This window comes from Pantoea sp. CFCC18179 (genome assembly GCF_059412405.1).
The window spans coordinates 1-12973 of the sequence record NZ_JBNBPM010000012.1; the positions used below are offsets into that span (position 1 = coordinate 1).

At 53.5% G+C, this 12973-nt stretch carries 11 protein-coding genes, 2 tRNA genes and 1 rRNA gene; 11 read left to right on the forward strand and 3 right to left on the reverse strand.

Going from position 1 to position 12973, the window contains the following annotated elements; all coding sequences use genetic code 11:
- The 3 genes from rrf to ACPUC7_RS19015 all read left to right on the forward strand — a co-directional run.
- Positions 1-114: ribosomal RNA gene (gene rrf, locus ACPUC7_RS19005) — 5S ribosomal RNA — on the forward strand; the annotation flags it as partial.
- A gap of 101 nt (positions 115-215) precedes the next feature.
- Positions 216-292: transfer RNA gene (locus ACPUC7_RS19010), tRNA-Asp, on the forward strand.
- Between the two features lie 8 nt (positions 293-300).
- Positions 301-376 (forward strand) — tRNA-Trp (locus ACPUC7_RS19015).
- 105 nt (positions 377-481) lie between these two features.
- Here ACPUC7_RS19015 and hdfR read toward each other — a convergent pair.
- Positions 482-1303, reverse strand: a complete 822-nt coding sequence (gene hdfR / locus ACPUC7_RS19020) for an HTH-type transcriptional regulator HdfR (RefSeq protein WP_343551740.1) — start codon at positions 1301-1303, stop codon at positions 482-484.
- 121 nt (positions 1304-1424) lie between these two features.
- On the opposite strand from hdfR, the gene ACPUC7_RS19025 reads away from it, so the two are divergent.
- Positions 1425-1763, forward strand: coding sequence for a MaoP family protein (locus tag ACPUC7_RS19025; protein ID WP_494924064.1), 339 nt, complete (start codon positions 1425-1427; stop codon positions 1761-1763).
- Between the two features lie 30 nt (positions 1764-1793).
- Here the strand turns inward: ACPUC7_RS19025 and ACPUC7_RS19030 are convergent, their stop codons facing one another.
- Positions 1794-3314, reverse strand: a complete 1521-nt coding sequence (locus tag ACPUC7_RS19030; RefSeq protein WP_494924065.1) for a YifB family Mg chelatase-like AAA ATPase — start codon at positions 3312-3314, stop codon at positions 1794-1796.
- 328 nt (positions 3315-3642) lie between these two features.
- Here ACPUC7_RS19030 and ilvL point away from each other — a divergent pair, with 328 nt between their 5' ends.
- The 6 genes from ilvL (at position 3643) to ilvA (ending at position 10203) form a co-directional block, all read left to right on the forward strand.
- The gene (ilvL, locus tag ACPUC7_RS19035) at positions 3643-3741 is read left to right on the forward strand and encodes an ilv operon leader peptide (RefSeq protein ID WP_071531048.1); all 99 of its coding nucleotides are present in this window, start codon (positions 3643-3645) and stop codon (positions 3739-3741) included.
- Between the two features lie 149 nt (positions 3742-3890).
- Entirely contained in the window at positions 3891-5537 is a 1647-nt protein-coding gene (gene ilvG / locus ACPUC7_RS19040) for an acetolactate synthase 2 catalytic subunit (protein WP_494924066.1), read from the forward strand.
- Complete coding sequence (ilvM, locus tag ACPUC7_RS19045; protein ID WP_008106624.1) at positions 5534-5791, forward strand: acetolactate synthase 2 small subunit; 258 nt, start codon at positions 5534-5536, stop codon at positions 5789-5791. The genes ilvG and ilvM overlap by 4 nt, the downstream gene beginning before the upstream one ends.
- Before the next feature lie 19 nt (positions 5792-5810).
- Complete coding sequence (locus ACPUC7_RS19050) at positions 5811-6740, forward strand: branched-chain amino acid transaminase (RefSeq protein WP_343551736.1); 930 nt, start codon at positions 5811-5813, stop codon at positions 6738-6740.
- 61 nt (positions 6741-6801) lie between these two features.
- The gene (ilvD, locus tag ACPUC7_RS19055; protein WP_343551735.1) at positions 6802-8652 is read left to right on the forward strand and encodes a dihydroxy-acid dehydratase; all 1851 of its coding nucleotides are present in this window, start codon (positions 6802-6804) and stop codon (positions 8650-8652) included.
- Positions 8653-8655: 3 nt separating this feature from the next.
- The gene (gene ilvA, locus ACPUC7_RS19060; protein WP_343551733.1) at positions 8656-10203 is read left to right on the forward strand and encodes a threonine ammonia-lyase, biosynthetic; all 1548 of its coding nucleotides are present in this window, start codon (positions 8656-8658) and stop codon (positions 10201-10203) included.
- Here ilvA and ilvY read toward each other — a convergent pair whose 3' ends face one another.
- Complete coding sequence (gene ilvY / locus ACPUC7_RS19065; RefSeq protein ID WP_343551732.1) at positions 10204-11085, reverse strand: HTH-type transcriptional activator IlvY; 882 nt, start codon at positions 11083-11085, stop codon at positions 10204-10206.
- A 161-nt stretch (positions 11086-11246) separates the two neighbouring features.
- Between ilvY and ilvC the strand changes: the two genes are divergently transcribed.
- On the forward strand, positions 11247-12722 hold the full coding sequence (gene ilvC, locus ACPUC7_RS19070) for a ketol-acid reductoisomerase (protein WP_343551730.1): 1476 nt from the start codon (positions 11247-11249) through the stop codon (positions 12720-12722).
- Positions 12723-12973: the final 251 nt, after the last annotated feature.

A 12973-nucleotide genomic window follows, 5' to 3' on the forward strand; every position in this document is an offset into this window, starting at 1 on the left:
TGGCGGCTTTAGCGCGGTGGTCCCACCTGACCCCATGCCGAACTCAGAAGTGAAACGCCGTAGCGCCGATGGTAGTGTGGGGCCTCCCCATGCGAGAGTAGGGAACTGCCAGGCATCAAATTAAGACACGTTATCGTGTTGTGACCATCCCGGTGACATGGGAAGGGCGAAACACCTGAAGTCAGAACAGTTTCTGAATTCAGTACAGAATCGGTGGAGCGGTAGTTCAGTTGGTTAGAATACCTGCCTGTCACGCAGGGGGTCGCGGGTTCGAGCCCCGTCCGTTCCGCCACCCTAATTAGGGGCGTAGTTCAATTGGTAGAGCACCGGTCTCCAAAACCGGGTGTTGGGGGTTCGAGTCCCTCCGCCCCTGCCAGAAAATAATCCTTTGCTTCGGCAAAGGATTTTTTTTGTCCAAAATTTAGCAGTGAAAAGAGTTTGAGTTTCACTGTGCCCACTCAAACTCCACTCAATTATTACCTTATTGTGTCATCACTGGAAATTTAAGCAGCTGGCGAATGTGAGTTTGCTGATCGCTATTCTGCAGCCACACCGCATATAAAGGTCTTACTGCGACAGGTGTATCTGGAATAACCATCAAATCACTATAAATACCGTGCCAGAAATCTGGTAAAAATGCGCATGCGCCGGTGGTATGCAGTAATTCGCGTGTAACGTGAGCTGACGTTGTGGTTAATACGGGAACATCATCACTGGAAAGATAACTTTCATGTTGATGAAAATCTGCACCCCATTCCAGCTTGATGTAATCATATTTCTCACGTTTTTCTGTTTTGCGCGCGCGGAATAAAGCGAGCGATATATGACCGATCTGCTGGCTGGTTAACTCATCCATTTTTGGCGCTTCGGTAGTAATCAACAGATCCAATTGACGCTCATGTAATTGCTTCACCAGCAAATGTCGCTGTGCAATACGTGCTTCAAGATGGAGGCTTTCACGATTTTCATAAAGTGTTTGCAACCAAGGGGTTAGATAGGCTTCCCAAAGCGATGCACTCCCTCCTATTGAAAGCTCATGGTGCTGTTGTGTATGCGAAACTTCCTTTTTAGCCATCAACCAAGTGCTCATCAAGCTCTCAGCGTAGGGTAATAAACGCTCACCCGCAGAAGTCAGTCGAATGTTATTGCGGTGACGAGTGAAAAGGTTAACACCCAACTGGTTTTCCAGTTGGCGAATGCGAAAACTAACGGCAGATTGCGTGAGGTAAAGCGCTTCAGCAGCACGCCCGAAATGGCGTGTTCTGCTCACTTCGAGGAAAGTTTTCAGTAATTCCGTATCCACAGCATTCTCCCAAAAATTGTTTGTCGTACTGATTTAAATGTTTTGTTTTACACTCTGTCAAGCCTATCTAATACTCCGCGCCATAAATAGCACGGCCATATGAGAGTCAGGAGCGTGTAAAATGGCGGATAGCTTCGCAACAACAAATCGTTTCTTCGATAACAAACATTACCCACGTGGTTTTTCGCGTCATGGTGATTTCACCATTAAAGAAGCTCAGCTTCTGGAGCGCCACGGTTTCGCCTTTAATGAATTGGATCTTGCTAAGCGTGAGCCAACTACTGAAGAAGAGCGCGCATTTTTAGAAGTATGTCGTGGTCTTCGTGAGCCGCAAACGGAAGCGGAACGTGTCTGGTCGAAATATACCGCACGTATTAAGCGTCCAAAGCGTTTCCACACGTTGTCTGGCGGTAAACCGCAGATGGACACCGTTGAAGATTTCAGCGATAGCGATGATTAAGAAAAACGGGGCTTAAATAAGCCCCGTTTTTTATTCCATACTTTTGTGCAGATAGATCATTAAACGGTCGATGCTGCGATATCCCACCGCTTCCTGCAAATGACACCGCGCAATCCGCTCTTCACCCGCTAGGTCAGCAATGGTTCTCGCCACTTTCAGAATTCTTTGCCACGCACGTACTGAAAGCCCCAATGAATTGAGTACCGTCTCCAGCCATTCCGCATCCTCTTGCTGCAATTGACACCAGCGTAAAATCTCAGGGTTCGAGAGATGGGCGTTAACTTTGGCGCTGCGCTCTTTTTGAATTTTTCGCGCAGCGAGTACGCGGCTCAGAACCTCGGCACTGCTTTCGCTAACCTGCTGTTTCTTGCTGAGCGATCCGCTGGGTAGAAGCGGTACTTCTAAAGATAAGTCAAAGCGGTCGAGAAAGGGGCCAGAAAGGCGGTTGAGATAGCGTAAAACTTGCTGTGGCGATGAGCGGTTATGTGTGCCTTGATAATGCCCAGTCGGGCTCGGATTCATTGCACCAACTAATTGAAAGCGCGCTGGATAAGTCACTTTCGCGCGCGTACGTGAAATAGCGATCTCGCCGGACTCAATCGGCTCGCGCAGTGCATCGAGTGTTTTGCGTTCAAACTCTGGCAGTTCATCAAGAAATAACACGCCATTGTGCGCCAAAGATATTTCTCCCGGGCGCGGCAGTGAACCGCCGCCAACCAAGGCATACAGCGAAGCGCTATGATGAGGCGCTCTGAACGGCCGTCTGCGCCACTGATGATGCAGATTGCCGCTACTGACTAAGCTGGCAATCGCGGCGCACTCAAGCGCTTCCTGGTCGTCTAATGGCGGCATGATTCCCGGCAATCGCGTTGCCAACATTGTCTTGCCGGTGCCGGGCGGACCAATCAGCAGCAAATTGTGTCCGCCTGCCGCCGTGATCTCCAGCGCGCGTCGGCCCTGATCCTGACCAATGATATCGCTCAAATCATGCCTTTCCGGTGCATGCGTCTCGGGATGATAATGAGCAACGGTGAGCGTATTTTGGTTGTGCAGAAAAGCGCAGATCTCAATGAGATGTTTGCCTACCAACGTTTCTCCTTGCTGGATTAGCCCCACATCTTGTTGATTCTGTTCAGCTAACACCATTTGTCTGCCGGCTTGCAGTGCTGCCATGGCCGCCGGAATAGCGGCCTGAACGCCACACAGAGCGCCGTTAAGGGCCAGCTCCCCCAGGAATTCATATTGCCCTAGTTTTGCGTCAGGAAGCTGTTCAGAGGCCGCCAGAATCGCGATAGCGATGGGAAGGTCATAGCGGCCACCTTCTTTAGGCAGATCAGCAGGGGCCAGGTTGATCGTCACGCGTTTAGCCGGGAAGGTGAATCCACTGTTGATAATCGCACTGCGCACGCGTTCTCGTGCTTCTTTGACGGTGGTTTCAGGTAGGCCAACTAACGTGAGTGCGGGAAGACCATTACTGATGTGCACTTCCACTGTGACCAGCGGAGCCTGAACGCCCAACGCTGCACGCGTTAATACTTTGGATAAAGACATAACCGCTCCTTGTTGTCCTTATCATTAAGCTCCAAAACAGGCGAATCAAATGCCAACCATATTCTTTCGGATGCAGATTCCGCATTTTCACCAACGATTGCAGTGGATTCACAACTAATCAGAACATGCTCGCAAAGTGCAAAAGTCGCTTTCTCAACGTGCGTAATGAATATTTATCAAGTTCGAAAATAACCTTTTAGTTACAGAGTGATAACTCACAGCGCTGAAATGCGTCATAAAAAAAACCAATGAAAATTATTGTCAACGAGCGGATAACTATGATAACTCTGTAGGCATTACTTCGAACAATCGAAAAAACAAACAACACATGAAAGCCCTTCTACAAGTGATTAGCCTAGTCGTGATTAGCGTGGTGGTGATTATTATCCCACCGTGCGGGGCATCGCTTGGAGAAAGAAAGGCTTAAAAATCAAGTCTGGAATTCCAAAAACCCCCGCACCGAAAGGTGCGGGGGTTTTTTTTTAACCAGAGTAAAAATCAGCGAATCAGCGAGGAACAGATTATGAGCAGTAGCATAAAATTCTGTTGTTCCCCAAGGAATACAGGAGAATAACTATGACAGGTGCACAGTGGGTAGTTCAGGCTTTACGCGCGCAGGGTGTCGATACAGTGTTTGGCTATCCTGGCGGCGCAATCATGCCAGTGTACGATGCGCTCTACGATGGCGGCGTGGAACACCTACTGTGCCGTCATGAGCAGGGTGCGGTGATGGCGGCAATCGGATATGCCCGCGCAACGGGTAAAACCGGCGTGTGTATCGCCACTTCGGGGCCGGGTGCTACCAACCTGATAACTGGATTGGCCGATGCGATGATGGATTCCATTCCGGTTGTCGCGATCACCGGCCAGGTTTCTTCCGCTTTCATTGGCACCGATGCCTTCCAGGAAATCGACGTCTTAGGTTTATCCTTAGCCTGCACCAAGCACAGTTTCCTGGTTGAATCTCTTGATGATTTACCTTCAGTAATGGCCGAAGCCTTTGCCATTGCGCAGTCCGGTCGACCTGGCCCGGTTCTGGTCGATATCCCGAAAGACATCCAAATTGCCAGCGGTGAGCTGACGCCGCACCTGCTGCCGGTTGAAGAGGCGATCAGTCATTCGCCGCAGCACATTGCTGAAGCGCGAGCCTTGATGGCGCAATCGCACAAACCGATGCTGTATATCGGCGGTGGCGTGGGCATGGCGCAAGCGGTCCCCGCGCTGCGTGCGATGGCACAAGAAACCGGTATCCCGATGGTTTCCACCTTGAAAGGTCTGGGCAGCGCCGATGCCAGCAGCGATCTCTATCTTGGCATGTTGGGTATGCACGGCACCAAGGCCGCCAATCTCGCCGTTCAATCCTGTGATTTGCTGATTGCGGTTGGCGCGCGTTTTGACGACCGCGTAACCGGTAAGTTGGATACCTTCGCTCCACACGCCAATGTTATTCACATTGATATCGATCCCGCCGAGCTGAACAAACTGCGCCGCGCGCACGTCTCTTTGCAGGGTGATTTGAATCAGGTGTTGCCAGCGCTCAGCATGCCGATGAACATTGAAGGTTGGCGCACCGAAGTCAGTGCGATGAAAGCCGAGTTCGATTGGCGTTACGATCATCCAGGCGAAGCGATTTACGCGCCGTTGCTGCTCAAGCAATTGTCCGATCGCAAAGCGGAGAGTGCAGTGGTCACCACCGACGTCGGCCAGCATCAGATGTGGGCGGCTCAGCATATGAGCTTCACCCAGCCAGAAAACTTCATCACTTCCAGTGGCCTTGGCACGATGGGCTTTGGCCTGCCAGCGGCGATTGGTGCACAGGTTGCGCGTCCAGAAGATACGGTGATTTGCGTTTCCGGCGATGGCTCCATCATGATGAATATTCAGGAGCTGGGCACCATCAAGCGCGGCAAACTGCCGGTGAAAATCCTGCTGCTGGATAACCAACGTCTTGGCATGGTGCGTCAGTGGCAGCAGCTGTTCTTTGATGGTCGCTACAGCGAAACCATCCTGACCGATAACCCCGATTTCCTCACGCTGGCCAGCGCGTTTGATATTCCTGGCCAACGCATTAGCCGTAAAGATCAGGTCGACGCCGCCCTCGATGCTCTGCTGAACAGTGAAGGTCCTTACTTCCTGCATGTTTCGATAGATGAGCATGAAAACGTCTGGCCATTGGTACCACCGGGTGCCAGCAACGCAAACATGATGGAGAAAACCGCATGAATCAGCATCAATTGTCTATCGAAGCCCGCTTTCGTCCTGAAATATTGGAGCGCATTTTACGTGTCGTGCGTCACCGTGGTTTCCAGGTGTGCGCCATGAACATGGCCTCTGCGGTCAATGCCGAGAACATTAATATCGAAATGACCGTTGCCAGCCAACGCTCAGTCGATTTACTGTCTTCGCAGTTAAGCAAACTTATGGATGTCGCTTGTGTCGAGATCCAACAACAGACAACACAACAAATCCGCGCTTAGTCGCCAAAGGAAAATAGCAATGAGTACGAAGAAAGCAGACTTTATTTGGTTCAATGGGGAGATGGTTAAGTGGGAAGACGCTAAGGTCAGCGTGATGTCTCACGCCCTGCACTACGGTACTTCTGTGTTTGAAGGCGTGCGCTGCTACGACTCACACAAAGGCCCAGTGGTGTTCCGTCACCGCGAGCACATGAAGCGTCTGCATGAATCTGCCAAAATCTACCGTTTCCCAATCAAAGCCAGCGTTGATGAGCTGATGGAAGCATGCCGCGAAGTGATCCGCGTGAACAACCTGAAGAGCGCTTATATCCGTCCGCTGGCTTTCGTGGGTGACGTGGGTCTGGGTGTAAACCCGCCAGATGGTTACACCACTGATGTGATCATCGCCGCATTCCCTTGGGGCGCGTACCTCGGCGCTGAAGCGCTGGAAAACGGTATCGATGCAATGGTTTCTTCCTGGAACCGTGTAGCACCAAACACCTTGCCAACCGCAGCCAAAGCTGGCGGTAACTACCTTTCTTCTCTGCTGGTCGGTAGCGAAGCGCGCCGTCACGGTTATCAGGAAGGTATCGCTCTCGACACCAACGGCTATATTTCAGAAGGTGCTGGCGAAAACTTGTTCGAAGTGAAAGATGGCATTCTGTTCACGCCACCATTCACCTCTTCAGCGCTGCCGGGCATCACCCGTGACGCCATCATCAAGCTGGCGCAAGACATGGGTATCGAAGTGCGTGAGCAAGTACTGTCTCGTGAATCTCTCTACCTGGCTGACGAAGTATTCATGTCAGGTACCGCAGCGGAAATCACCCCGGTGCGCAGCGTCGATGGTATTCAGGTCGGCGAAGGTAAACGTGGTCCGGTCACCGGTCGTATCCAGAAGGCATTCTTTGGCCTGTTCACTGGCGAGACGGAAGACAAGTGGGGCTGGTTGGATCCGGTTAACGCATAACTAGAATTTTGCGGGCGTCAGATGGCGCCCGCAACCTTATTATTACTGGAGTAAATAGAGCATGCCTAAGTACCGTTCCGCCACCACCACCCATGGTCGTAACATGGCCGGTGCCCGTGCCTTGTGGCGCGCAACTGGAATGACCGACGACGATTTCGGCAAGCCGATCATCGCCGTAGTCAACTCATTCACCCAATTCGTACCGGGCCACGTGCACCTGCGCGATCTCGGTAAACTGGTTGCCGAACAAATCGAAGCAGCAGGTGGTGTCGCTAAAGAGTTCAACACCATTGCGGTGGATGATGGTATCGCCATGGGCCATGGCGGCATGCTGTATTCACTGCCTTCACGCGAGTTGATTGCCGACTCGGTGGAATACATGGTCAACGCGCACTGCGCCGATGCCATGGTCTGTATCTCCAACTGCGACAAAATCACCCCGGGAATGCTGATGGCCTCTCTGCGCCTCAACATTCCAGTAATCTTCGTTTCCGGCGGCCCGATGGAAGCCGGTAAAACCAAACTGTCCGATCAAATCATCAAGCTGGACTTGGTCGATGCAATGATTCAGGGCGCCAACCCAAATGTTAGCGATGCCGACAGCGATCAGATCGAACGTTCTGCCTGCCCAACTTGCGGTTCGTGCTCCGGTATGTTCACCGCCAACTCAATGAACTGTTTGACCGAAGCGCTGGGCCTGTCGCAGCCGGGTAATGGTTCGCTGCTGGCAACGCATGCCGATCGCGAAGAGCTGTTTATCAATGCCGGTAAGCGCATCGTCAGCTTGACCAAGCGTTATTACGAGCAGGATGACGTCAACATGCTGCCGCGCAACATTGCCAGCAAAGCGGCATTTGAAAACGCCATGACACTGGATATCGCCATGGGCGGTTCCACCAACACCGTTCTGCACTTGCTGGCAGCGGCGCAGGAAGGCGAAATCGACTTCAACATTTCTGATATCGACCGCCTGTCACGCAAAGTCCCGCAATTGTGCAAAGTGGCGCCAAGTACGCCGAAATATCACATGGAAGACGTGCACCGTGCTGGCGGTGTGATCGGCATTCTCGGCGAGCTGGATCGCGCCGGACTGATCGACACCAGCGCGCGCAACATCTTGCAGCAGAGCATGCGTGAAACCATCGATCAGTACGACATCATGCTGACCAAAGACCAGGCGGTGAAAGACATGTTCCGCGCGGGCCCAGCCGGTATTCGCACCACCAAGGCATTCTCGCAAAATTGCCGTTGGGATACGCTGGATGACGATCGTGCTGAAGGCTGTATCCGCACGCGTGAACACGCTTATTCGCAAGATGGCGGTTTAGCGGTGCTGTACGGCAACATCGCGGAAGACGGTTGTATCGTTAAAACCGCCGGCGTCGACAAAGAAATCCTGACCTTCAAAGGTCCGGCCAAAGTCTACGAAAGCCAGGATGATGCGGTTACCGCGATTCTGGGCGGCAAAGTGGTGGCTGGCGATGTGGTTGTTATTCGCTACGAAGGGCCGAAAGGCGGACCGGGCATGCAGGAAATGCTCTATCCAACCACTTACCTGAAATCGATGGGCCTTGGCAAAAGCTGTGCCTTGATCACCGACGGTCGTTTCTCTGGCGGTACTTCTGGACTGTCAATCGGTCACGCCTCTCCGGAAGCGGCGAGCGGCGGCACCATCGCGCTGGTGAAAGATGGCGACATGATTGAAATCGATATCCCGAACCGTGGCATCAAGCTGGCGGTGCCGGATAACGAACTGCACGCGCGTCGTGAAGAAGAACAAGCGCGTGGCGATGCGGCTTACACTCCGCATGGTCGTGAGCGTGAAGTCTCCTTCGCCCTGCGTGCTTATGCTTCACTCGCGACCAGCGCTGACAAAGGCGCGGTGCGCGATAAGTCTAAGCTGGGAGGCTAACCGATGGCTGAGTCTCAACCGCTATCCGCAACGCCAAACGGTGCGGAATATTTGCGCGCAGTGCTGCGTTCACCGGTGTATGAAATTGCTCAGGTGACGCCGCTGCAAAAAATGGAAAAAATTTCATCGCGTCTTGGCAACACCATTCTGGTGAAGCGAGAAGATCGTCAGCCGGTGCACAGCTTCAAGCTGCGCGGGGCCTACGCGATGATTGCCGGGCTGAATGAAGAGCAAAAAGCGCGCGGCGTGGTGACGGCTTCGGCCGGAAACCATGCGCAGGGCGTGGCGCTCTCGGCCAGCACGCTGGGCATCAAATCACTGATTGTGATGCCGTTGGCCACGGCAGACATCAAGGTTGATGCAGTACGCGCATTTGGCGGTGAGGCTTATCTGTTTGGTGCCAACTTCGATGAGGCGAAAGCCAAGGCGATTGAGTTGGCGGAGCAGCAAGGTTACACCTTCGTCCCGCCGTTTGATCATCCGGCGGTGATTGCCGGGCAAGGCACGTTGGCGATGGAGCTGTTGCAGCAGGATGCACATCTCGATCGCGTCTTTGTGCCGGTTGGTGGCGGTGGTTTAGCCGCTGGAGTTGCGGTGCTGATCAAACAGTTGATGCCGCAAATCAAAGTGATTGCGGTGGAATCGGAAGATTCAGCCTGCCTGAAAGCGGCGCTGGATGCGGGCGAACCGGTGGATTTGGCGCGTGTCGGCTTGTTTGCCGAAGGTGTGGCGGTGAAGCGCATCGGCAGCGAAACTTTCCGTCTGTGCAAAGAGTATCTCGACGACATCATCACGGTGGATAGCGATGCAATTTGCGCGGCGGTTAAAGATTTGTTCGAAGATGTGCGTGCGGTGGCGGAACCTTCTGGCGCGTTAGCGCTGGCGGGCATGAAGAAATACATCCAGCTGCACGACATCAAAGGCGAGCGTCTGGCGCACGTGTTGTCGGGGGCTAACGTCAACTTCCACGGCTTGCGCTACGTTTCCGAGCGTTGTGAACTGGGTGAACAACGTGAAGCGCTGCTGGCGGTGACGATTCCAGAACAGCAGGGCAGCTTCCTGAAGTTTTGTCAGACCATCGGCGGTCGCTCGATCACTGAGTTCAACTATCGCTATGCGGATGCGGATAACGCCTGCATCTTCGTTGGCGTACGTTTAACGCGCGGGCTGGAGGAGCGCAGTGAAATCATCAGCCAGCTCAGCGAAGGTGGCTATCATGTGGTGGATCTGTCGGATGACGAGATGGCCAAGCTGCATGTGCGTTACATGGTTGGCGGACGTCCATCGAAGCCGCTGCGTGAACGTCTGTTCAGCTTTGAATTCCCGGAAGCACCGGGCGCGTTGCTGAAGTTCCTGCAAACGCTTGGCGCGCACTGGAATATCTCGCTGTTCCACTATCGCAGCCACGGCACCGATTACGGTCGCGTGCTGGCGGCGTTCGAAGCCAACGATCATGAGCCGGAATTTGAAAGCCATCTCAACGCGTTAGGCTACGAATGGCATGATGAAGCGAACAATCCGGCGTTCCGCTTCTTCCTCGCCGGGCAGTAATTACAGCTGACTCCAAAATGCATTGATAAGCGGCTCACCGAGCCGCTTTTTTTGTACGCACACGCCGAGTTCCAGCGGCGCGACCGATTCCACACTCTCTAGCGTTAACACGCGATTGCGCACCGGTTCCGGGCTGTTTTCCAGCACCACATCCGGCAGCAGCGCAATGCCGCATCCCAGCGCCACCATCGACACAATCGCTTCATGACCTGAAACCGTGGCATAAATTTGCGGATTGGGAATGCGCTGGCGACGGAACCACAAATCGATGCCGCGTCGCGCAGGCCCTTGTTCCGGCAGGATAAACGGAATCTGCGACCAATCCGGTTGCTCTTGCGTCGCCTGGCTGCGCACCGGGCAAGGCAACGCTGGCGCGATCAGCACCAGCGGGATCAGGCCAAGTGGCGTAAAATCTATACTCGCGGGCAGCGACTCGGGACGACCGGCAATGGCTAAATCGGCATCACCCGATTGCACCATTTCGATGGCGTCGGCGGCATCGCCGGTGGTGAGTTTGATTTCCACTTGCGGATGCTCGGCGCGGAAGCGGTCAAGAATCGGCGGCAGATGGCTGTAAGCCGCGGTTACCGAACAGAACAGGCGCAACTCGCCGCTCAGTGAAGGTCCGTTCAGATCCATCACATGACGCAGTTGCTGATATTGCAGCAAGGTTTGTTGAGCAAACTGGCGCAGGCGTTCACCGGCTTCGGTCAGCGTCACGGTGCGGTTATCACGCAGGAACAGCGCGTGGCCGACATCCTCTTCAAGGCGCTGAATCTGGCGCGATAAGGTCGAAGGACTGACATGCATGGCGCGCGCGGTACGACCAAAGTGGCAGCTTTCAGCCAGATGAAGGAAGAGTTTCAGGTCTCGTAAATCCATGCGTTTGTCGCCTCAACGTGATGTTGCAAATTATGCAATGTAACCTTGCTAATATATCAATTTAAGCAACGGATTTCCTGTCATATGATGGGGTCATTCGCGGCGCTAATTTCAGCGTCGTTACTGAACAAAAACAAACACAACATCTAACCGGAGTACCCATGGCTAATTACTTTAACACTTTGAATCTGCGCAACCAGTTAGCGCAGTTAGGCAAATGTCGTTTCATGTCACGCGATGAATTCGCGGATGGCGCCAGCTTCCTGAAAGGCAAAAAAGTGGTCATCGTTGGCTGTGGCGCTCAGGGTCTGAACCAGGGCCTGAACATGCGCGATTCCGGCCTGGATATCGCTTACGCCCTGCGTGCCGAAGCGATTGCTGAGAAGCGTGCCTCTTTCCGCAAAGCAACCGAAAACGGCTTCAAAGTGGGTACTTACGAAGAGCTGATCCCGCAGGCTGATCTGGTGGTTAACCTGACGCCAGACAAGCAGCACTCAGCGGTAGTTCAGGCTGTTCAGCCGCTGATGAAAGATGGCGCTGCTCTGGGCTACTCACACGGTTTCAACATCGTCGAATCTGGCGAAACCATCCGTAAAGATCTGACCGTAGTAATGGTTGCACCGAAGTGCCCAGGCACCGAAGTGCGTGAAGAGTACAAGCGTGGTTTCGGTGTGCCGACGCTGATCGCTGTTCACCCAGAAAACGATCCAAAAGGCGAAGGCATGGCGATTGCTAAAGCCTGGGCTGCAGCCACCGGCGGTGACCGTGCGGGCGTGCTGGAATCTTCCTTCGTTGCGGAAGTGAAATCTGACCTGATGGGCGAACAGACCATTCTGTGCGGTATGCTGCAAGCCGGTTCACTGCTGTGCTTCGACAAGCTGGTGGCTGAAGGTCACGACGCGGCTTACACCGAAAAACTGATTCAGTTCGGCTGGGAAACCATCACCGAATCACTGAAATTCGGCGGCATCACGCTGATGATGGATCGCTTGTCTAACCCAGCGAAAATCCGTGCTTACGCGCTGTCTGAGCAGCTGAAAACCATCATGGCTCCACTGTTCCAGAAGCACATGGATGACATCATCTCTGGCGAATTCTCTTCAGGCATGATGGCTGACTGGGCCAACGACGACAAAAACCTGCTGACCTGGCGTGAAGAGACCGGCGCAACCGCATTCGAAAACGCGCCGCAGTTTGAAGGCAAAATCGAAGAGCAAGAATACTACGACAAAGGTGTCGTGATGGTCGCGATGGTGAAAGCAGGCGTTGAGCTGGCGTTCGAAACCATGGTTGATGCCGGCATCATCGAAGAGTCTGCTTACTACGAATCACTGCACGAGCTGCCGCTGATTGCTAACACCATCGCACGTAAGCGTCTGTATGAAATGAACGTGGTTATCTCTGATACCGCAGAATACGGTAACTATCTGTTCTCCTTCGCGGCGGTTCCGCTGCTGAAAGAGTTCATGACCACGCTGCAACCGGGCGATCTGGGCAAAGCGATTGAAGGTACTCAGGTTGATAACGCGCAGCTGCGTGATGTGAACGAAGCGGTTCGCCAGCACCCAATCGAATCTGTTGGCCGCAAACTGCGTGGCTACATGACCGATATGAAGCGTATCGCAGTAGCAGGCTAAGCCTCGCGCAACACAGTTTTCAGCACACAAAAAACCCCGGCTTGCCGGGGTTTTTTATTGCTTGAAGGGTGCTTGCTGTCCCTCATCCCAACCTTCTCCCGCAAGCGGGAGAAGGGGCAGATCGAGCGGAGATGTGGCATTGAACACCACCTAATTGTCCCCTCGCCCGCTTGCGGGAGAGGGCTAGGGTGAGGGACAACGCGCACCATCTTAACCACCACCCAATAAAAAACCCGGCCTAAGCCGGGTTT

Excerpts from the sequence above, each read along its gene's own strand:
- ACPUC7_RS19025 (WP_494924064.1), top strand. The coding sequence starts at position 1,425 with ATGGCGGATAGCTTCGCAACAACAAATCGTTTCTTCGATAACAAACAT.
- ACPUC7_RS19030 (WP_494924065.1), bottom strand. The coding sequence starts at position 3,314 with ATGTCTTTATCCAAAGTATTAACGCGTGCAGCGTTGGGCGTTCAGGCT.
- ilvL (WP_071531048.1), top strand. The coding sequence starts at position 3,643 with ATGAAAGCCCTTCTACAAGTGATTAGCCTAGTCGTGATTAGCGTGGTG.
- ilvG (WP_494924066.1), top strand. The coding sequence starts at position 3,891 with ATGACAGGTGCACAGTGGGTAGTTCAGGCTTTACGCGCGCAGGGTGTC.
- ilvM (WP_008106624.1), top strand. The coding sequence starts at position 5,534 with ATGAATCAGCATCAATTGTCTATCGAAGCCCGCTTTCGTCCTGAAATA.
- ACPUC7_RS19050 (WP_343551736.1), top strand. The coding sequence starts at position 5,811 with ATGAGTACGAAGAAAGCAGACTTTATTTGGTTCAATGGGGAGATGGTT.
- ilvD (WP_343551735.1), top strand. The coding sequence starts at position 6,802 with ATGCCTAAGTACCGTTCCGCCACCACCACCCATGGTCGTAACATGGCC.
- ilvA (WP_343551733.1), top strand. The coding sequence starts at position 8,656 with ATGGCTGAGTCTCAACCGCTATCCGCAACGCCAAACGGTGCGGAATAT.
- ilvY (WP_343551732.1), bottom strand. The coding sequence starts at position 11,085 with ATGGATTTACGAGACCTGAAACTCTTCCTTCATCTGGCTGAAAGCTGC.
- ilvC (WP_343551730.1), top strand. The coding sequence starts at position 11,247 with ATGGCTAATTACTTTAACACTTTGAATCTGCGCAACCAGTTAGCGCAG.